At 65.9% G+C, this 19,154-nt stretch carries 17 protein-coding genes and 1 tRNA gene; 7 read left to right on the top strand and 11 right to left on the bottom strand.

All coding sequences use genetic code 11. The features are described 5' to 3' along the window. Positions 1-29: 29 nt before the first annotated feature. The 7 genes from guaA to mutL form a co-directional block, all read right to left on the bottom strand. Positions 30-1,586 (bottom strand): glutamine-hydrolyzing GMP synthase, encoded by a 1,557-nt coding sequence (guaA, locus tag C8J39_RS07505; RefSeq protein ID WP_056482672.1) that lies wholly within the window; start codon positions 1,584-1,586, stop codon positions 30-32. A 94-nt stretch (positions 1,587-1,680) separates the two neighbouring features. Continuing rightward, positions 1,681-2,103, bottom strand: a complete 423-nt coding sequence (rplQ, locus tag C8J39_RS07500; RefSeq protein WP_056047937.1) for a 50S ribosomal protein L17 — start codon at positions 2,101-2,103, stop codon at positions 1,681-1,683. A 230-nt stretch (positions 2,104-2,333) separates the two neighbouring features. After that, complete coding sequence (locus tag C8J39_RS07495) at positions 2,334-3,404, bottom strand: DNA-directed RNA polymerase subunit alpha (protein WP_031395236.1); 1,071 nt, start codon at positions 3,402-3,404, stop codon at positions 2,334-2,336. 115 nt (positions 3,405-3,519) lie between these two features. Then, on the bottom strand, positions 3,520-3,909 hold the full coding sequence (rpsK, locus tag C8J39_RS07490) for a 30S ribosomal protein S11 (protein ID WP_031395237.1): 390 nt from the start codon (positions 3,907-3,909) through the stop codon (positions 3,520-3,522). 83 nt (positions 3,910-3,992) lie between these two features. After that, the gene (rpsM, locus tag C8J39_RS07485) at positions 3,993-4,361 is read right to left on the bottom strand and encodes a 30S ribosomal protein S13 (protein WP_056015521.1); all 369 of its coding nucleotides are present in this window, start codon (positions 4,359-4,361) and stop codon (positions 3,993-3,995) included. Positions 4,362-4,515: 154 nt separating this feature from the next. Continuing rightward, on the bottom strand, positions 4,516-4,761 hold the full coding sequence (locus C8J39_RS07480) for a hypothetical protein (protein ID WP_120299932.1): 246 nt from the start codon (positions 4,759-4,761) through the stop codon (positions 4,516-4,518). A gap of 479 nt (positions 4,762-5,240) precedes the next feature. Beyond that, positions 5,241-7,043, bottom strand: coding sequence for a DNA mismatch repair endonuclease MutL (mutL, locus tag C8J39_RS07475; protein WP_120299931.1), 1,803 nt, complete (start codon positions 7,041-7,043; stop codon positions 5,241-5,243). Positions 7,044-7,184: 141 nt separating this feature from the next. On the opposite strand from mutL, the gene C8J39_RS07470 reads away from it, so the two are divergent. The 7 genes from C8J39_RS07470 to C8J39_RS07440 all read left to right on the top strand — a co-directional run bounded on the left by C8J39_RS07470 (position 7,185) and on the right by C8J39_RS07440 (position 13,831). Next, a complete protein-coding gene (locus C8J39_RS07470; RefSeq protein ID WP_055878614.1) occupies positions 7,185-8,228 on the top strand; it encodes a rod shape-determining protein in 1,044 nt (347 codons plus the stop codon). A gap of 106 nt (positions 8,229-8,334) precedes the next feature. Further along, positions 8,335-9,207: a rod shape-determining protein MreC gene (mreC, locus tag C8J39_RS07465; RefSeq protein ID WP_120299930.1), complete on the top strand. Its 873-nt coding sequence runs from the start codon at positions 8,335-8,337 to the stop codon at positions 9,205-9,207. After that, positions 9,204-9,734, top strand: coding sequence for a rod shape-determining protein MreD (gene mreD / locus C8J39_RS07460; protein WP_082440961.1), 531 nt, complete (start codon positions 9,204-9,206; stop codon positions 9,732-9,734). The genes mreC and mreD overlap by 4 nt, the downstream gene beginning before the upstream one ends. Next, a complete protein-coding gene (mrdA, locus tag C8J39_RS07455) occupies positions 9,731-11,803 on the top strand; it encodes a penicillin-binding protein 2 (RefSeq protein WP_120299929.1) in 2,073 nt (690 codons plus the stop codon). Before mreD ends, mrdA begins: the two co-directional genes overlap by 4 nt. Before the next feature lie 19 nt (positions 11,804-11,822). Further along, positions 11,823-12,929, top strand: a complete 1,107-nt coding sequence (rodA, locus tag C8J39_RS07450; RefSeq protein ID WP_107953933.1) for a rod shape-determining protein RodA — start codon at positions 11,823-11,825, stop codon at positions 12,927-12,929. A 157-nt stretch (positions 12,930-13,086) separates the two neighbouring features. Continuing rightward, positions 13,087-13,162 (top strand) — tRNA-Lys (locus C8J39_RS07445). Positions 13,163-13,261: 99 nt separating this feature from the next. Beyond that, positions 13,262-13,831 carry a hypothetical protein gene (locus C8J39_RS07440; protein ID WP_120299928.1) on the top strand — a complete coding sequence of 190 codons (570 nt, stop codon included), beginning with the start codon at positions 13,262-13,264 and terminating at the stop codon, positions 13,829-13,831. Between the two features lie 97 nt (positions 13,832-13,928). Here C8J39_RS07440 and C8J39_RS07435 read toward each other — a convergent pair whose 3' ends face one another. The 4 genes from C8J39_RS07435 to C8J39_RS07420 all read right to left on the bottom strand — a co-directional run bounded on the left by C8J39_RS07435 (position 13,929) and on the right by C8J39_RS07420 (position 18,970). After that, positions 13,929-15,068, bottom strand: a complete 1,140-nt coding sequence (locus tag C8J39_RS07435) for a nucleoside hydrolase (protein WP_120299927.1) — start codon at positions 15,066-15,068, stop codon at positions 13,929-13,931. Between the two features lie 79 nt (positions 15,069-15,147). Then, on the bottom strand, positions 15,148-17,484 hold the full coding sequence (locus C8J39_RS07430) for a xanthine dehydrogenase family protein molybdopterin-binding subunit (RefSeq protein ID WP_120299926.1): 2,337 nt from the start codon (positions 17,482-17,484) through the stop codon (positions 15,148-15,150). After that, entirely contained in the window at positions 17,481-18,467 is a 987-nt protein-coding gene (locus C8J39_RS07425) for a xanthine dehydrogenase family protein subunit M (protein WP_120299925.1), read from the bottom strand. The genes C8J39_RS07430 and C8J39_RS07425 overlap by 4 nt, the downstream gene beginning before the upstream one ends. Further along, a complete protein-coding gene (locus C8J39_RS07420; RefSeq protein WP_056489337.1) occupies positions 18,464-18,970 on the bottom strand; it encodes a 2Fe-2S iron-sulfur cluster-binding protein in 507 nt (168 codons plus the stop codon). The genes C8J39_RS07425 and C8J39_RS07420 overlap by 4 nt, the downstream gene beginning before the upstream one ends. Between the last annotated feature and the right edge of the window lie 184 nt (positions 18,971-19,154).

Genomic DNA, 19,154 nt, shown 5'->3' with positions numbered 1-19,154 from the left:
GGGGAGGATCGCAAACTTCCTCTTCTAGCTTATTCCCACTCGATCGTGCCGGGAGGCTTCGAGGTATAGTCGTAGGTCACGCGGTTGATGCCCTTGACCTCGTTGATGATGCGGGTCGCGACGCGCGGCAGGAAGTCGCCGGGAAACTGGAACGCCTGCGCGGTCATGCCGTCAGTCGAGGTGACTGCGCGCAACGCCAGCACATTGTCATAGGTGCGGCCGTCGCCCATCACGCCAACGCTGCGGACCGGGAGCAGTACCGCGAACGCCTGCCAGATCGTGTCGTAGAGCCCCGCCGCGCGGATCTCCTCGAGGTAGATCGCGTCGGCTTTCCGCAGGATGTCGCAGCGTTCCTTGGTGACTTCGCCCGGGATGCGGATCGCGAGGCCGGGTCCGGGGAACGGGTGACGGCCGACGAAGATCTCGGGGAGGCCGAGTTCGCGGCCGAGCACGCGGACTTCGTCCTTGAACAGCTCGCGCAGCGGCTCGACGAGCTTCATGTTCATGCGCTCGGGGAGACCCCCGACATTGTGGTGACTCTTGATCGTCACCGACGGCCCGCCGGTGAAGCTGACGCTCTCGATCACGTCCGGGTACAGCGTGCCTTGTGCGAGAAACTCCGCGCCGCCGAGCTTCTTCGCCTCCGTGTCGAACACGTCGATAAAGGTCTTGCCGATGAACTTGCGCTTCAGCTCGGGATCGGTGATCCCGGCGAGGCCGCTGAGGAACAGCTCCTCGACGTTCACATGGATCAGCGGGATGTTGTAGGCGCCGCGGAACAGGCTGACGACCTGCTCGCTCTCGCCCGCGCGCATCAGGCCGTGGTCGACGTACACGCAGGTGAGCTGCTCGCCGATCGCCTCGTGGATCAGCACCGCGGCCACCGCCGAGTCGACGCCGCCCGACAGGCCGCAGATGACGCGGCCCTTGCCGACCTGCGCGCGGATCTCGGCGATCTTGGTCTCGCGGAACTCGGCCATCGTCCAGTCGCCGCTCAGCCCGCAGACGTGGCGCGCGAAGTTGGCGATCAGCTTGCCGCCATCGGGGGTGTGGACGACCTCGGGGTGGAACTGCACGCCGTAGAAGCGCCGCGCCTCGTCGGCGACGATCGCATAGGGCGCGCCGGTCGAGGTGGCGACGGGGGTGAAGCCGGGCGGGATCGCGTCGACCTTGTCGCCGTGGCTCATCCAGACCTGATGACGCTCGCCCTCGGCCCAGAGGCCGTCGAACAGCGCGCAGTTGGACTTGACCTCGATGAAGGCGCTGCCGAACTCGCCGCCGTCGCCCGAGACGATCACGTTGCCGCCGAGCTGTGCGGACATGACCTGCTGGCCGTAGCAGATGCCGAGGATCGGGATGCCCGCCTCGAAGAAGCGCTGCGGCACGCGCGGGGAGTTCTCGGTGGTGACCGAGGCGGGGCCGCCGGAGAGGATGATGCCCTTGGGCTGCATCCGGTCGAATGCGGCTTCGGCGGACTGGAAGGGGGCGATCTCGCTATAGACGCCGGCCTCGCGCACGCGGCGGGCGATCAGCTGGGTTACCTGGCTGCCGAAATCGACGATGAGAATGCTGTCTGGGTGCTCCATGTCGGGCGCATAGCCGGATGAGCCCCGTAACGAAAGAGGCCGCGCCTCCCGGATGGGAAACGCGGCCTGCAATTCGAATACTAGGAGGCGGGGATTATGCCGCTTCGTTGTAATCCTCGTCCGACATCACCGGACCCGAATCCTGGCCCTTCGCCGAGACGTCGCGGTCGACGAACTCGATGACGGCCATCGGCGAGGCGTCCGACATGCGGATGCCGGCCTTGATGACGCGGGTGTAGCCGCCGTTGCGATCCGCGTAACGGGTCGCGAGCGTGTCGAACAACTTGATCAGCTGCGCATCGTCGAGCAGCTTGCCGTGCGCGAGACGACGGTTGGACAGGCCACCCTTCTTCGCGAGCGTGATCAGCTTTTCGACGTAAGGACGCAGTTCCTTCGCCTTGGCAACGGTGGTGGTGATCTGCTCGTGCTTGATGAGCGCGGCGCTCATGTTGCGGAACAGAGCAAGACGGTGGGCCGAGGTCCGCTGAAGCTTACGGCCGCCTACGCGATGGCGCATGTTTAATACCTTTTCGTTCGTTCAGGGGCCGTGTGAGGTACCCGGGAGCTGGTCGCCGTTAAGGCCGCAACCGATCGCCGTAGTTCAAAGGTTAGGATAAGGTTACGCCTGGGACGCTTCCTTAGCTCTTCCTTCCATTGTCTCCCCGCGAAGGCGGGGATCCAGTCTGGGCACCCGCCTTCGCGGGTGAACAAGAGGTCGGGGCCGATCTTACTCGGCCCCGAAACCACTTACCCCATTATCTCTTGTTCAAGCTTCTTGGCCATCTCTTCGATGTTCTCAGGTGGCCAGCCGGGGATTTCCATGCCCAGGCGAAGACCCATCGACGACAGCACTTCCTTGATCTCGTTCAAGGACTTGCGGCCGAAGTTAGGCGTACGCAGCATCTCGGCTTCGGTCTTGCCGACCAGATCGCCGATGTAGATGATGTTGTCGTTCTTGAGGCAGTTCGCCGAGCGCACCGACAGTTCCAACTCGTCGACCTTCTTGAGAAGGTAACGGTTGATCTGCTGCGTGTCGCCTGCCGGCTCCGCACCACCGGCAGCAGGTGCTGCCTGGCCGATCGGGGCCGACGAACGCGTGACCGACGAATCGTCGAAGTGGACGAACAGCGCGAGCTGGTCCTGGAGGATGCGACCGGCATAGCCGACTGCGTCTTCCGGGGTGATCGTGCCGTCGGTTTCGATCGTCAGCGTCAGCTTGTCGTAATCCAGATCCTGACCGACGCGGGTCGGGTCGACCTTGTACGAAACCTGACGTACCGGCGAATACAGCGCATCGACCGGGATCAGACCGATCGGCGCATCGGCCGGGCGGTTTGCGGTCGCGGGCACGTAACCCTTACCGATGTCGGCGGTCAGCTCCATGTTGAGCGTCGCACCCTCATCGAGGTGGCAGATCACGAGATCCTTGTTCATGATCTCGATGTCGCCCGAGACGGCGATGTCGCCGGCCTTGACTTCACCCGGACCCGTTGCCGAGAGCTGGAGGCGCTTGGGCCCCTCGCCCTGCATGCGGATCGCGATCTGCTTTACGTTGAGGACGATGTCGGTCACGTCCTCGCGGACGCCGGCCAGAGACGAGAACTCATGCAGCACGTTCTCGATCTTGATCGAGGTGACGGCCGCGCCCTGCAGCGACGAGAGCAACACGCGACGCAGCGCGTTGCCGAGCGTCAGGCCGAAGCCCCGCTCGAGCGGCTCGGCGATGAAGGTCGCCTTGCGCTTGGTGTCGCCACCGGCCTTTTTCTCCAGGCCGCTGGGCTTCTTGAGTTCCTGCCAGTTCTTTGCGTTGACAGACACATGCTTCCCCTAATTTGGGGGCCGACGGAAAGGACTTCCGCCGGCCATTAAAATGCATCCGCGACGCACGTTCGACCTGATCAGGGACGACCGCGCGCGGACAACGTCGGAGAAATCAGACGCGACGACGCTTCGAAGGGCGCACGCCGTTGTGCGGGATCGAGGTCACGTCGCGGATCGACGTGATCTGGAAACCGACTGCCTGAAGCGCGCGCAGGGCCGATTCGCGACCCGAACCGGGGCCCTTGACCTCGACTTCGATCGTGCGGACGCCGTGCTCGGCGGCCTTCTTGCCGGCGTCTTCCGCGGCGACCTGGGCCGCGTACGGAGTCGACTTGCGCGAGCCCTTGAAGCCCATTGCGCCGGCCGACGACCACGAGATCGCGTTGCCCTGGGCATCGGTGATCGTGATCATGGTGTTGTTGAAGCTGGCATTCACGTGAGCGACGCCAGAGGTGATGTTCTTGCGCTCGCGCCGCTTAATGCGCTGAGGTTCGCGTGCCATGGTGTATTTCCTGACCTGTATCTGCGTGACGCCGGGCGGTCGCTAAGGACCAGCACCGGCGGAGTAATCCATGAAAAAGTGGATTACTTCTTCTTGCCGGCGATCGGCTTGGCCTTGCCCTTGCGGGTGCGCGCATTGGTATGCGTGCGCTGGCCGCGAACCGGGAGGCCCTTGCGATGACGCAGGCCGCGATAGCAGGCGAGATCCATCAGGCGCTTGATGTTCATCGAGGTCTGGCGGCGCAGATCGCCCTCGACGGTGTGATCGGCGTCGATCGTCTCGCGGATGTGCAGGACTTCCTGGTCGGTCAGGTCCTGGACGCGTGCGGTATCTGCGATGCCGAGCTTCGCGACGATTTCCTTGGCCTTGGTCGAACCGATGCCGTGAATATAGGTCAGCGCGATCACCACGCGCTTGTTGGTCGGGATATTAACACCCGCGATACGTGCCATGAACTTGGTTCTCCTGCTCCACGAGGTCCGGCATGGCTGCACAGACCCCATCTCTTAGCGATGAACCGAAACGCACGATAGCGACGAACGCAAACAAGCGCCGCCGGAACCGTCGTGTCGGGGAGAGTTCGAATAGGCGGGCGCTAACGCAGTGTCAAGCGACCGGTTCCGCGTGGGACGGTGCAGCGTGGCGCATCTTGAGCCAGCGGCGGAACGAGACGACCGTCCAGATGAGCTCGACCACCCCGAACGGCCATGCGCCCTGGAGGAAACCGTAGATCGACCCGAGCACGCAGCCGAATGCGAAACCGAGCGTCCACCAGTGCGAGCCGGCTTCCTTGGCGTAGCATAGCAGGGTGAAGGATACCGCGGCTAGGCCGAACAGGGAGAGTGGGTCCATGGGAAGCTTATGCCCCGAACCGGCTCAAGGCACCAGCCTATGCGCGCACCAGAAGCGGTTCTGCGCAACCGCCGGAAACAGTCATGAATACTAGGGATTTGAAGTTTTGCTGACCGACATTCGCTGCGCAAGACGTTTCCACTGATCCCGTGTTCGACACTCACGCTTCTTCGTGGATTTTCGAATGAGACACGTGGTCGGCTCAACCGACGTTCTGTTGAATTCGGAGTTTCTGCCTTCGTAGATGCGTCCCATGTCGATTTGCGATATTCGACCACTATCTACCTGCGATTGCGCATCCGCCGCACCGGTGACTAGCAGACCGATCAAAATAAGTCCCGCGTTCCGCATCGCACTCTCCATGCCAGACGTTTACGAAATTAAACGTAACGTACTGAATAGCCAACGGGCACGCAACGCCCCTAGATATGCTTTGGCTCTCGGCATGATTAATAATCTTACGGCTCTTCGAAAGGTTCTCACTTCCGTCCGAACAGCTTCTCGATATCACCGTGTACGAGTTTCACCCAGGTGGGGCGGCCGTGGTTGCATTGGCCGGAGTGGGGAGTGACTTCCATTTCACGGAGCAGCGCGTTCATTTCAGTTACCGACAATATGCGGCCTGCGCGGACGGAGCCGTGGCAGGCCATCGTACCGGCTACTGCGTCTAGACGCTCTTTCAGGGAGAGGGCTTCGTCGAAGGCGGCGAGTTCGTCGGCTAGGTCGGTTACCAGGCCTTTAGGGTCGCTTTGGCCGAGGAGCGCGGGGGTGGCTCGGACCAGCATGGCGTGGGGGCCGAAGCGTTCGAGGTCTAGACCGAATTCGGAGAGTTCTTCGGCGCGAGATTCCAGGCGGTCGCAGGCGGATTCGTCGAGTTCTACGACTTCGGGGATCAGGAGGGCTTGGCTCGCTATGGTGCCGCCGATCAGGGCTGCGCGCATGCGTTCGAGGACGAGGCGTTCGTGCGCGGCGTGCTGGTCGACGAGGACGAGGCCATCTTCGGCTTCGGCGACTATGTAGGTTTTCGCGACTTGGCCGCGCGCTACGCCCATCGGGAAGGCTGTGGTTTGGGGCGGGGGTGCCCAGGCGGGTTCGGCTCTTGCCTGCGGGGGTGCGGCGAAGAAGGTGGGGCGGGAATCGTTTACCGCGCCGTAGCTTCGGTTTTCCAGCGGGAGCCTTTGGGGCGTGCCCTCACCTTCCCATCCGCTTTGCGGACGGGCCCCTTCCTCTCCCCCGGGGGGAGATGAGTTTTCGGGTTGCCACATCGAGAGGGCGGACTCGCTGGCGCGTTGGCTGCGGTGGCCGGCAGCGTCTAGGGCGCGGCGGAGGCCCGAGACTATGAGGCCTCTTACCATCGCGGGGTCGCGGAAGCGGACTTCGGTCTTGGCGGGGTGGACGTTGACGTCGACCTGGTCGGTGGGGATGTCGAGGAACAGCGCCACCACCGCGTGACGGTCGCGGGGGAGCATCTCGGCATAGGCGCCGCGGATCGCGCCCATCAGGAGGCGGTCCTTTACCGGGCGGCCGTTGACGAAGAGGTACTGGTGGTCGGCGATGCCGCGATTGTAGGTCGGCAGGCTGGCGACGCCGCCCAGGACCAGGCCTTCCCGCTCCAGGTCGATCGCGACCGAATTGTCGGCGAGCGCGCGGTCGGTGAGCGTCGCCACCCGGCCCGGCCGGTCCTCGACCTGCATCGCCGACAGCGCGCGCCGCCCGTCGTGTTCCAGCGTGAAGCCGATGTCGGGCCGCGCCATCGCGAGCCGGCGGACGACGTCGAGGCAAGCGGCGTATTCGGCGCGGGGGGAGCGGAGGAACTTGCGGCGGGCGGGGACGCGGGCGAACAGGTCCTCGACGACGACGCGCGTGCCGGGCGGGAGTGCGGCGGGGCCTTCGCGCTCGACCCGGCCATTGTCGACGGTGCGTGCCCAGCCTTCGGCGCCGCGGATCCGGCTTTCTATGGTGAGGCGCGCGACGCTCGCGATTGAGGGCAACGCCTCGCCTCGAAAACCGAGCGTCACGACCGATTCGATGAACTCGTCGGGCAGCTTGGAGGTGGCGTGGCGTTCGAGCGCCAACGCCATGTCGGCGGGGGTCATCCCGCAGCCGTCGTCGGCGACTTCGATCCGCGACGTGCCGCCCTCAACGAGGAGAATCGCGATGCGTCCTGCCCCTGCGTCGATGGCGTTTTCGACTAACTCCTTCAACGCGCTGGCGGGTCTTTCCACCACTTCACCGGCGGCGATGCGATTGACCAGATGCTCGGGGAGACGCCGTATTGACATGGGTTTGCGTCTAGACCAAGCGACGGCATCCCGCGACCCGCAAACGCAAGCACCCGGTGAGTTAAACACCGGCGGGCCACGCGAGATTTTTGTGCGATGGGCTGCCCGTCCGGCGGCCAAGGATTACGGGACCCTGATTGAATGGCCTTCTACTCGCGTTTCTTCAAGTTCATGTCGCACGACATGGCGATCGACCTCGGCACCGCGAACACCGTCGTCTACGTCCGTGGCCGCGGCATCGTCCTGAACGAGCCGTCGGTGGTCGCGGTCGAGACGATCAACGGCATCAAGCGCGTCAAGGCGGTCGGCGACGACGCCAAGATGATGATGGGCAAGACGCCGGGCAACATCGAGGCGATCCGCCCCCTTCGCGACGGCGTGATCGCGGACATCGACGTCGCCGAGCAGATGATCAAGTATTTCATCCAGAAGGTCCACGGCCCGCGCAAGTTCGCGCGCTGGCCCGAGATCGTGATCTGCGTGCCGTCGGGCTCCACCAAGGTCGAGCGCCGCGCGATCCGCGATGCGGCTTCGAACGCGGGCGCGTCGCAGGTATGGCTGATCGAGGAGCCGATGGCGGCGGCGATCGGCGCCGACATGCCGGTCACCGAGCCGATCGGTTCGATGGTCGTCGACATCGGCGGCGGCACGACCGAAGTCGCGGTGCTGTCGCTGCGTGGTCTCGCCTACACCACCTCGGTACGCGTCGGCGGCGACAAGATGGACGAGGCGATCGTCTCGTATGTGCGCCGCAACCATAACCTGCTGATCGGCGAAGCCACCGCGGAGCGGATCAAGAAGGAGGTCGGCATCGCCAAGCCGCCGGTCGACGGGATCGGCATGATCATCCAGATCAAGGGCCGCGATCTCGTCAACGGCGTGCCCAAGGAGATCCAGATCAACCAGGGCCAGATCGCCGAAGCGCTGAGCGAGCCGGTCGCGACGATCGTCGAGGGCGTCCGCGTCGCGCTCGAGAACACTGCGCCGGAACTGGCCGCGGACATCGTCGACCAGGGCATCGTGCTGACCGGCGGCGGCGCGCTGCTGCAGGGTCTGGACGAGGTGCTGCGCGACGAGACAGGGCTGCCGGTGACGGTCGCCGAGGACCCGCTGACCTGCGTCGCGCTTGGCACCGGTCGCGCGCTCGAGGATCCGTTGTTCCGCGGCGTGCTGATGAGCGGCTAAGGGTTTGTTTTTGCTTTAAGACACGCGGACACGAAATCGCGTCGTCCGAGTCGTGGAGGTTCTGGCCTCCATGCTTCGGCGGCGCCCGAGACAGGGGGACAGGCGCATGGCGCCAGCCCGCGACCGGCGCACGGGGTTTTCCCGGCGTCGGCAATATGGTGTGTTCATGGGCTATGTGCTCGCCGTCGCTGGTGCGGTGGTGGGCCTGGTGCTGCTCGTCGCGTCGACGTTCAATCCGCCCGCCTTTTCCGCGCTGCGGATGGGCGTCGCGGGGGTGACGACGCCGGTGTCGACCGGGCTCGCCACGGTCGGGTCTTCGATCTCGGGCATTCCCGATGCGATCGGCAACTACTTCTTCGTGAAGCAGGAGAACGTCGCGCTGCGGGCGGACCGCGAGCGGACGCGCTCGCTGCTGATGCGCGCGCGGACGATCGCCTATGACAATCGCCGGTTGCGCAGCCTGCTCGCGATCCGCGAACGCTCGACTGTGCCTGTCGTGACCGCGCGGCTGGTGAGTTCGAGCGCGTCGAGCGGGCGGCGCTATGCGTTGCTCAACGCGGGTCGCTGGAACGGCGTGCTGCCCGGCATGCCGGTGCGCGGCCCCGACGGCCTGATCGGTCGCGTGGTCGAGACCGGACCCAACGCGGCGCGCATTCTTTTGCTCAGCGACGGAGACAGCATCGTCCCCGTCCGCCGCACGCGTGACGGCATGCCGGCGATCGCGGCGGGGCGCGGCGACGGTATGATCGACATCCGCTCGGTCAATGCCACCAACGTGCGCTTCAACGCGGGCGACCTGTTCGTGACGACCGGCACCGGCGGGATCTACGCGCCCGGCGTGCCCGTGGCGCGCGTGACCAAGGCGGGCTCGGACTCGGTAATGGCGCGCGCGTTCGCCGATCCCGATACGCTCGACTTCGCGCTGGTCGAGCGGATGTTCATGCCCGTGCCCCCGCCTCGCCCGGTAGCGCAGCAATGAGTCGCGCTCGCGTCGTCGATAGCGTCGACTACAAGCCGTTCGAGACCAAGATCCCGGCGGGCCGGTCGCGTGCGATCCCTTGGGCAACCGTGATGGCGGGATCGCTGATCACGATCATCCCGGTCGTCGCGACGATTCCCCTCCTCCCCCCATTCGGGTTCGTCATGCTGCTCGCGTGGCGCCTGCTCGCACGGTTCGCGTTCAAGCCCTGGGCCGCGGCGCCGCTCGGCTTCTTCGACGACCTCGTCAGCGGCCAGCCGCTCGGTAGCGCGGTGCTCATGTGGTCGCTCGCGTTCGTCGCGATCGACATGATCGAGCAGCGCCTGGCGTTTCGCGACTATTGGCAGGACTGGCTGATCGCCGGCGGGCTGATCGCCGCGTGCATCCTGGTCGGGCGCTTCATCGCGGTGCCGGTCGGCGCGCATGTCGACACCATCCTGATCGCGCAGATCGCGGTCACGATCCTCATGTTCCCGCTGGCGGCCCGCATCGTCGCGGCGATCCAGAACAAGCGCGGCGCCGAATGAGGAATACCCCGCGGATCGTCACCGAGATGTCGCAGGCGTACAGCTTCTCGCGGCGCGCCTGGATGCTGGGCGCGGCGCAAGGCGGCGTCGGGCTGCTGCTCGCCGGACGGATGGCGTGGCTGTCGGTCGCGCAGAACGAACGCTATACGCAAATGTCCGAGAGCAACCGCGTCAACATGACGCTGTTGCCACCGCGCCGGGGCTGGATCGTTGATCGCCACGGCGTGCCGATCGCCAACAACCGCACCGACTTCCGCGTCGACATCATCCCCGACCGCCTCCGCGACAAGGAGCGCGTGCTGCCGCTGCTCGGGCGCATCCTCCAGTTGCCGACCGAGGAAGTCGAGCGGATCGCGATCGATCTCGAACATGCCGCGGGGTTCCAGCCCGTCCAGGTCGCGGAAAATCTCGACTGGGAGCGGTTCGCCGCGGTCAGCGTGCGGTTGCCCGAACTGCCGGGCGTCGCGCCCACGCGGGGGTTCGCGCGCAGCTATCCGGCAGGGGCTGCGGTTGCGCACCTGACCGGGTATGTCGGCGTGCCCAATGCCGAACAGTACAAGAAGACGCACGACCCGCTGCTCGTCACCCCCGGCTTCAAGCTTGGCAAGGACGGGCTCGAGAAGATGCTCGAGACCGAACTCCGCGGCGTCGCCGGCGCCAAGCGCGTCGAGGTCACCGCGCGCGGCAAGCTGGTCGCCGAACTCGCGACCAAGCCCGACGTCCCCGGCAAGACCGCACGGCTGACGATCGACGTGGGGCTTCAGGAATACGCGGCGCGGCGGCTCGGCACGAACTCCGGATCGGTCGTCGTGCTCGACACCCGCACCGGCGAGATGCTCGCGATGGTGTCGATGCCGGCGTACGATCCAAACAGCTTTTCGGACGGGATCAGTCATCTCGAATGGCAGATGCTGAGCGACGACGATCACGTGCCGCTGATGAACAAGGTCACGCAGGGGCTGTATCCGCCGGGCTCGACGGTGAAGCCGATGAACGGCCTCGCGCTGATGAATGCGGGCGTCGATCCGTCGACGCGCGTCAATTGTTCAGGCGCGATGCGGCTCGGGACCAGCGTGTTCCATTGTCACAAGAAAAGCGGTCACGGTCCGCTCGATCTCAAGAACGCGATCATGCAGAGCTGCGACATCTATTTCTACGAGATGGCGCGGCGGGTCGGCTACAACGCGATCGCGCCGATCGCGCGGACGCTGGGGATGGGGCAGAAGTTCGACCTGCCCTTCTCGACGCAACGCTACGGCACGGTGCCCGATCCGGCGTGGAAGCTGAAGAAGTACAAGCACGACTGGACCGTCGCGGATTCGCTGAACGCGTCGATCGGCCAGGGCTATGTGCTGGCGAATCCGTTGCAACTCGCGGTGATGGCGGCGCGGATCGCGTCCGGGCGCGCATTGCAGCCGAGCATCCTCGCCAGTCACGTCCACCGCGACTCCCCTGCCCTCGCGATCGATTCCGAGCATCTCGCGCGCGTCCGTGATGCGATGTTCGGGGTGATCAACCAGGGCGGCACCGGCGGCGCAGCGAAACTGCTGATCCCCGGCGTCGCGATCGCGGGCAAGACCGGCACCGCGCAGGTCCGCCGCATCACGATGGCCGAACGGCGCTCGGGCGTGCTCAAGAACGGGCAGCTGCCGTTCAAGATGCGCGACCACGCGCTGTTCATCGGTTTCGCGCCCGCCGACAACCCGCGCTACGCCCTCGCAGTCGTGCTCGAGCATAACGGCCACACCGTGCGCAATCTCGACACGCCGATGATCGGCCGCGACATCATGACCTACATGCTCGACCGCGAGCGCGCGTTGAAGTCGCTCGCCGAGGTCGAACCGACCTGGGGCGGCGACATCCGCACGCGCATGGCGGCGACCGCGGAGACCTACCGCAAGGCGCAGTCCGCTCCCCCGGCGGCGATCGCCACCAAGACCGACGCGATCGTGCCCAGCGACGCCCCCGCGGTCGAAAACGCCACCGACATGGCCAACGCGACGCAGGAAGCGCTGACGGCACCGGGCGCAACCGTTGCAGAAGACGACTCACGGGACCGCCAGCAATGACCTCAGCCGAGCGCCGCCCATGAACCGTATCGTCCCCGAACCGCTTGCCAAGCTGCCGTGGCGTGTCCTCCTGTTGGTGGTCGCGATCGGCTGTTTTGGCCAAGTCGTGCTGTATTCCGCGGCCGGCGGCTCGCTCAAGCCCTGGGCGCTGTCGCAGGGCATCCGCTTCTTCGTCCTGCTCGCCGGTGCGATCGCCTTGTCCTACGTCCCCGAGCGGACGTGGAAGGCGGGCTCGCTGCCGGCCTATGCGTTGATCGTCGTGTCGCTGGTCGCGGTAGAGATCCTCGGCAAGGTCTCGGGCGGATCGCAGCGCTGGCTCGACCTCGGTTTCATCCGCCTGCAACCGTCCGAATTCATGAAGCCGGCGATCGTGCTCGCCTGCGCCAAATTCTACGACATGCTCCCGCCCGGCGAGACGCGACGGTTCAGCGCGGTCTGGCCCGCGGCACTACTGATCGGCGTCCCCGCAGCGATCGTGATGAAGCAGCCCGATCTCGGTACCGCGCTGATGATCTGCGCGGGCGGCGCGACGGTCATGTTCCTCGCGGGGATCCCGCTACGCCTGTTCGTCGGCGGCGCGATCACCGCCGCAGTGGCGATCCCGCTCGCGATCAACTTCGCGCTGCACGACTACCAGCGCAACCGCATCCTGATCTTCCTCGATCCCGAGAGCGACCCGCTCGGGACCGGCTATCACATCAGCCAGTCGAAGATCGCGATCGGCTCGGGCGGGATCTGGGGCAAGGGCTTCCTCCAGGGCACGCAGAGCCACCTCGACTACCTCCCCGAGGGGCATACCGATTTCGTCTTCGCGACAATGGCGGAGGAATGGGGCCTGGTCGGCGGCTGCCTGCTGATCCTCGCCTTCCTGCTAGTGATCCGCTGGGGCATCGAGGTCGGCCAGCGCGCGCAGACCCGCTTCGGCCGCCTCACTGCTGCCGGGCTGTCGACGACGATCTTCTTCTACGTCGCGATCAACCTGATGATGGTGATGGGCCTCGCCCCCGTCGTCGGGATCCCGCTGCCGCTGGTGAGCTTCGGCAGCTCGGCGCAGATGACGGTGCTGCTGTGCCTCGGCATTTTGATGTCGATCGACCGCCAGAACCGCAAGACGGTCGGCTGGTAGGGCGAAAAACCGAGTTATTTCGCAAAAAATCGACCTGATCGACCAAAACGGACTCGGATCGACGAAAAGGGGGTTGCGGCCCCCGATGAGTCTGCTAACAGCGCGCCTCCAGCAGCGGGGCGCCACACCAGGGCGCCACTCAAAACCGCCCCGGAATGGACGCATAGCTCAGTTGGTAGAGCAGCTGACTCTTAATCAGCGGGTCCTTGGTTCGAGCCCAAGTGCGTCCACCATTTTCTTATAGCGTTAGATACCGGCACCGATTGGTCGCATCGGCGAGTGGCCTGCGTCAGACAACTTCCGCAGAGCGGCACGCCGCGCTATCGGTTGGCATGGCGCGTGTCCAAAAGTTGAAGGTGTACCGGACCGTAGCGGGTTTCTACGATGCGTATGTCGCTGCGCCGAGCCAGAAGGCGGCACTGGCGGCGTGGGGCAGCGACCGCGACTTGTTCGCGCGGGGCATTGCCGAGCAAGTCACGGATCCGGCGTTGATAGCGGAACCGCTGGCCTCCCCTGGTACGGTCGTGAAGCACTCGCGTGGGACGACGGCGGAACAGATTGCGGCACTGCCCGAACAGCGGGCGCCTGCCGCGCCGCGCGATGCCGATGCGGATGCCGATCCGAAACCTACCGCGAAACCACGAGCGAAACCTCAAGCCAAACCCAAGCCAAGGCCGAAACGCGACGAGCTTGATGCGGCTGAGGAGGCTTTGACGTCGTTACGAGCAGACTTTAACCGGAAGAAGAAAGATCTCGCCGAACGGGAGGCTGCGCTTGCGCAGGATCGTCGCGCTTTGGAGCAGGCTCGCTCCTCTAGGATGGAGGCTGCGGAGGACGCGCTGCGCGGGCAAAAGCAGGCGTATGAGGAGGCCGTGCGCCGGTGGCGGGCATCCCAAGACTGAGTCCTGCACGCGGATTTCTGGCTCAGGGCGTCGATGGTTACGTATGTCCGTACGGGAGCCGCCTTAGGGAGCGAATGTCCTTATCGGGTGGACGGCTTTACCGCGATAACGGTCTACGCTTCAGAGGTCTTGTGTAGAGCGCGCGCATTGCCGCCTCCATCTTATCGCGGTCGACACGAAGCACGACGGTCTGCGCGCGTTCGCCGAGATGTGGGCGGTATGAGTCGTGCCACGACAGGGTATCGCCGTATCCCGCGGTCTGGCTCGTGTCGAAATCGATGTAGAGCGCCTCGGCGCGCGTGACGATGGCCGGCTCCAGCCAAGCCATCGCCGCGATCTCGTCCCACATCGGAAACCCCGGTTCGAGCCCGGTCTGTAGTGCATCGGTGAGCGCCGTGTGGGCCGGCTTGAGGCTGTCGAGGAAGGCACGCGTCCACTGCGTGCCCGTCGAGGGATCGATCGGGACCATCGTCACCTTCGGCCACGTGCCGTGCGCCATGATCCGCGCCGCCTCCGGATCCCACCGGATGTTGAACTCGCGGCGCGGCGTGTTGACGAATTCGCGCGCGAACTCTGCAGCTGCCGGCGTGTCGATCGACTGCTGCGGGTTGAGGCTGCCGCCCATGTAGACGAGCTCCTTCACGTTCGCGGCAAAGCTCGGGTCGAGGCTTTGCGCGAGCGCGATGTTGGTCATCGGGCCGGTGGCGAACAGCGTGATCTGGTGCGGGTGCGCACGGACCATCCGGACGAGGAACGCGGCGGCGATCTCGCCGGACGGTTTGGTGACGGGATCGCCGATCGGCAGGCTGGGCACGACCGAAGGCGACGGCGTACCGGGGGTGGACTGGCCCGCGCCGGCGGACGCAGGCTCCGTCCAAGGTCCCTTGAACTCGAGCCGTCCGTAGAGCGCCTCCCACCGCTTGGTCGCCGCCTCGCTGTTCACCAGCGGATAGGTCGCGCCCGGCACCACCGGCACGTCGGTCCGCCCGAGGATCTCGACGGTCCGCAGCGCATAGGCCGTTGCGGTATCGCGCCATACCGAACCACTGGTCGTGGTGATCCCCAGCACTTCGACGCCCGGTGCCTGAAGCAGCAACGCGGGCGCGCCGTTCAGTCCGACGACGTCGTCATCGATCAGGACGAGCCGCTTGGCTGGCGCTCCCTTCGCCGCGATCGCGACGGGCATTGCAAGAGCCAGCAGACCGAGGCCGACCGTAGAGAAGAAACGAAAGGCCATCGCGCAATTTTCCTGCCTGACCGGCTAGCCCGTCGCCTTATGTAAAGGCCGCGCGGAACCGACCGGTCACGCTCTCCGATCAGATCAGCACCTTGTCCAGCGTGATCGGCAGGTCGCGCACGCGCGTTCCCGTGGCGTTGTAGATCGCGTTCGCTACCGCCGCGGCGACGCCGGTGATGCCGATCTCGCCCACGCCGTGCGCGCCCATCGGCGTGTGCGGGTCGGCGATGTCGGTCCAGATCACGTCGATCTCGGGGACGTCGAGGTGCACGGGCACGTGATATTCGGCGAGGCTCGGGTTCATGATGCGACCGTTGCGCTCATCGAACTGCGTCTCCTCCATCAGTGCCATGCCGAGGCCCATGACGATCCCGCCGCGGAACTGGCTGCGCGCCGTTTTCGGATTGAGAATACGACCGCAATCGAACGCGCCGAGGAAACGGCTGACGCGCGTCTCGCCGGTGACCGCGTTGACCCGCACCTCGCAGAACAGCGCGCTGTGCGAATGCATCGACCAGTGCATCAGTTCGAGCGGCTGCGACGCCTCTTCGCTGACGACGACGCTCTCGCGCTGCGCTCGTTCGAGGATCGAGACATAGCTTTCACGGCGCGACGGATCGTCGAGCTTGGCCAGTCCGCCATCCTCGCTTCCGACCTCGTCCGGCGACAGGCCCGCGAGCGGCGAATCGTTGCCCGCGAGTTTCAGCAGTTCGGCGACCAGCGCATGATGCGCGGCGATCACCGCCGCGCCGATCGCCGCGGTCTGCTGCGACCCACCGGCCAGGATCGCGCCGGGAATGATCGAATCGCCATAGCCGACCGAGACGCGTTCAAGCGGGAGTCCGAGGCGATCAGCGGCAACCATCGCGGTCGTCGTGGACGTCCCCATGCCCATCTCATGCGCGGCGATCTCGACGAGGGCATGCCCGTCACGGCGCAGCGTGATGCGTGCGGCGGCGCCCGGCATACGGTAATAGGGATAGGTCCCGGTCGCGCAGCCCATGCCGATCAGCCACTCGCCTTCGCGACGCGTTCCCGGCTCGGCGCTCCGCTTATCCCAGCCGAACTGCTCCGCCCCGCTACGCCACGCCTCGACGATGTGACGTGACGAGAATGGCAAGCCCGTGGTCGGATCCTTGTCCGGCTCGTTCCGGATACGCAGCGCGATCGGATCCATGTCGAGTTCGACCGCCAGCTCGTCGATCGCAGATTCCAGCGCGAACGTGCCGACCGCCTCGCCCGGTGCGCGCATGAAGGTGTTGGCGAGCATGTTCATCGTGACCGTCTCGACCGACAGTTTGAAGCTGTCTGCGGCGTAGCCACCGCGCGTGCCGAGGATGAAGGGCTCGGGCATGTTGTTGTGCGGCGTCATTGCGGCGATGCCGGTGTGGACCAGTGCCTTGAAGCGGCCATCCGCGTCCGCGCCGATCGCGACCCGCTGTTCGGTCAGCGTCCGCCCGCCGACGACGCGGTACACGCCCTCGCGCGACAGCGCGATCCGGACCGGACGCCCAGCGAGCTTGGCAGCCGCGGCGCCGAGGATCTGGTGATCCCACAGGCACTTCCCGCCGAACCCACCGCCGACGAACGGCGATGTTACGCGCACCTGCGCCACCTTCAGGTCGAACACGTCGGCGATCGTCTGCGCCTCCGCGGTGACGAGCTGCGTCGCGTCGTGGACGACCAATTCGTCGCCGACCCACGCGATCGTCGCGGCATGCGGCTCGATCGCGTTGTGGTTGTAGCGCGGCGTGCGATAGACGTTATCGACCTTGTGCGGCGCCGCCGCCAGCATCGCATCCGCATCGCCGGTTTCGTTCAGCAACGGCTGGCCCATGAACAGGCCCTGCTCGGGGCCTTCCGCCTTGGCCGCGGCGAGCGACGTGGTCGAAGGCTCGGCCGCGTAGGTCGCGACGATCAGCGACTTGGCGTGGTCGGCCTGCTCCTGCGTCTTGGCGAGCACTACCGCGATCGGCTGGCCGTTCCAGTGGACGCGGTCGTCCTGCATGATCGGCAGGTCGGCAGGCCCCGCCGCGGTGGGCGAAGAGCCGAACACTGCAGGCGGGTTCATCCGGGGCGCGTTCAGGTGCGTCATCACTACCACGACGCCGGGCGCAGCCTCAGCCGCCGCGGTATCGATAGCCGCGATCCGCCCGCGCGGGATCGTCGCATAGGCGAGCGCGGCGTAGACCATGCCCTCCAGCGGAAACTCGGCCGCGAACGGTGCCGCACCGCGCACCTTGAGCGGGCCATCGAGCCGCGACACCGACGTGCCGATCAGTCCGTGCTGCTGGCGGATCAGCGGATCGGGCACGCCGCCCGGAACCCAGCTGTCGGGCGCCAGCGGCACCAGCTTGCTCATCGCGCCCTGCACCAGGCCCTGCGCGGTTTCCTTCACCGTATCGACGATGCTCATGCTGCTGCTCCGGCAAGGTCGCCAAGCACGGCGACGAGGGTGCGCGTGGTCAGTGCGATCTTGAAACCATTGTCGCGAAGCGGCACGGCGTCGGCCATCTCCGCGACGGCGGCGGCAAGGAATGCCTCTTCGGTCGCCGGACCGCCCCGCAAAGCCGCCTCGGCCTTCGACGCGCGCCACGGCTTGTGCGCGACCCCGCCGAGCGCGATCCGCACGTCCTTGATGATGCCGCCCTCGATCTCAAGCGCTGCTGCGATCGAGACCAGCGCGAAGGCGTAACTCGCCCGGTCGCGCACCTTGCGATAGGTCGAGTTGGCCGCGAAACTCAGCGGTGGCAGTTCGATAGCGGTGATGAGTTCGCCCGGCTCGAGCACGGTATCGAACTCGGGATGATCGCCCGGCAGGCGATGAAGCTCGGTAAACGGTAGCGTCCGCGCCCCGCCCCGCCCGTCCAGATGCACGACCGCATCGAGTGCGGCGAGCGCCACGCACATGTCCGATGGGTGCGTCGCGACGCACGCCGACGACGCACCGAGAATGGCGTGTCCCCGCGTGAAACCCTCGATCGCGTCGCAGCCCGACCCCGGCGCACGCTTGTTGCAGCGCGATCCGTCGGTGTCGTAGAAATAGGTGCACCGGGTCCGCTGGAGCAGGTTGCCGCCGACCGTCGCCATGTTCCGGATCTGCGCCGACGCCCCCGCCAGGATCGCGCGCGACAGTACCGGATAGCGCATCCGCACCGCCAGATGCTCGGCAAGCGCGGTATTGCGCACCGCCGCGCCGATCATCAGCCCGCCGCCCTCGGTCTCCTCGATCTCGTTCGACAGCCCTGTCACGTCGACCAGCGCGCTTGGTCGCGCGACCGTCTCGCGGATCAGGTCGACCAGATTGGTGCCGCCGCCAAGGTATGCCGTCGCGTTCGACTGCCCAAGCCGGAGGGCGTCTGCGGCGTTCTCAGCGCGCGCGTAGGTGAACGGGGTCATGCCGCCATCTCCGCTGCCACGGTTTCGCGGATCGCGTCGATGATCCCGTTATGCGCACCGCAGCGGCATAGATTGCCGCTCATCCGCTCCTGCAGTTCTTCGCGGGTCAGCGTCACGTCGGCGGTGAGATCGGCGCTGACATGGCTTGGCACGCCGCGCTTCGCTTCAGCCGCCATGCCGATCGCCGAACAGATCTGGCCGGGCGTGCAATAGCCGCACTGGAACCCGTCGTGATCGATGAACGCCTGCTGCAACGGATGCAGCGCATCGCCGTCGGCCAAGCCTTCGATCGTCGTGACCTGGCGCCCGTCATACTGCACCGCGAGCGCGAGGCAGGAGACGATCCGCTCGCCATCGACGAGCACCGTGCACGCGCCGCACGCGCCCTGATTACACCCCTTCTTGGTACCGGCCAGATGCAGCCCTTCGCGCAACAGATCGAGCAGCGAGACACGGGGATCGTCGGGCAGCGCCACCGCTGACCCGTTGATAAGTATCGACATCGCCACTCTCCTGTTGAGTCGACGGTGTCGTTGCGACCGCCGAATCCGTATTTCAGTACCGAGCGGTATAGTCGCGATCAGCGGGGTCTGCCAAGCGTCTGGCGGCGCGATCGTGAAGATAGATCGATGCCCTCTTGCCGCCGCGTCGCGCATCGGCGAGCATCACGCATCAAAGGGGGAGAAT

Origin of the sequence: Sphingomonas sp. PP-CC-1A-547 (genome assembly GCF_003610375.1) — a bacterium.
In the GTDB taxonomy this organism is placed as follows: domain Bacteria; phylum Pseudomonadota; class Alphaproteobacteria; order Sphingomonadales; family Sphingomonadaceae; genus Sphingomonas.
This window is presented reverse-complemented; position numbering and strand designations above follow the sequence as displayed.

Bases quoted from the DNA above. Each gene is read 5' to 3' on its own strand.
- guaA (WP_056482672.1), bottom strand. From the start codon at position 1,586: ATGGAGCACCCAGACAGCATTCTCATCGTCGATTTCGGCAGCCAGGTA.
- rplQ (WP_056047937.1), bottom strand. From the start codon at position 2,103: ATGCGCCATCGCGTAGGCGGCCGTAAGCTTCAGCGGACCTCGGCCCAC.
- rpsK (WP_031395237.1), bottom strand. From the start codon at position 3,909: ATGGCACGCGAACCTCAGCGCATTAAGCGGCGCGAGCGCAAGAACATC.
- rpsM (WP_056015521.1), bottom strand. From the start codon at position 4,361: ATGGCACGTATCGCGGGTGTTAATATCCCGACCAACAAGCGCGTGGTG.
- C8J39_RS07480 (WP_120299932.1), bottom strand. From the start codon at position 4,761: ATGGACCCACTCTCCCTGTTCGGCCTAGCCGCGGTATCCTTCACCCTG.
- mutL (WP_120299931.1), bottom strand. From the start codon at position 7,043: ATGTCAATACGGCGTCTCCCCGAGCATCTGGTCAATCGCATCGCCGCC.
- C8J39_RS07470 (WP_055878614.1), top strand. From the start codon at position 7,185: ATGGCCTTCTACTCGCGTTTCTTCAAGTTCATGTCGCACGACATGGCG.
- mreC (WP_120299930.1), top strand. From the start codon at position 8,335: ATGGCGCCAGCCCGCGACCGGCGCACGGGGTTTTCCCGGCGTCGGCAA.
- mreD (WP_082440961.1), top strand. From the start codon at position 9,204: ATGAGTCGCGCTCGCGTCGTCGATAGCGTCGACTACAAGCCGTTCGAG.
- mrdA (WP_120299929.1), top strand. From the start codon at position 9,731: ATGAGGAATACCCCGCGGATCGTCACCGAGATGTCGCAGGCGTACAGC.
- rodA (WP_107953933.1), top strand. From the start codon at position 11,823: ATGAACCGTATCGTCCCCGAACCGCTTGCCAAGCTGCCGTGGCGTGTC.
- C8J39_RS07440 (WP_120299928.1), top strand. From the start codon at position 13,262: ATGGCGCGTGTCCAAAAGTTGAAGGTGTACCGGACCGTAGCGGGTTTC.
- C8J39_RS07435 (WP_120299927.1), bottom strand. From the start codon at position 15,068: ATGGCCTTTCGTTTCTTCTCTACGGTCGGCCTCGGTCTGCTGGCTCTT.
- C8J39_RS07430 (WP_120299926.1), bottom strand. From the start codon at position 17,484: ATGAGCATCGTCGATACGGTGAAGGAAACCGCGCAGGGCCTGGTGCAG.
- C8J39_RS07425 (WP_120299925.1), bottom strand. From the start codon at position 18,467: ATGACCCCGTTCACCTACGCGCGCGCTGAGAACGCCGCAGACGCCCTC.
- C8J39_RS07420 (WP_056489337.1), bottom strand. From the start codon at position 18,970: ATGTCGATACTTATCAACGGGTCAGCGGTGGCGCTGCCCGACGATCCC.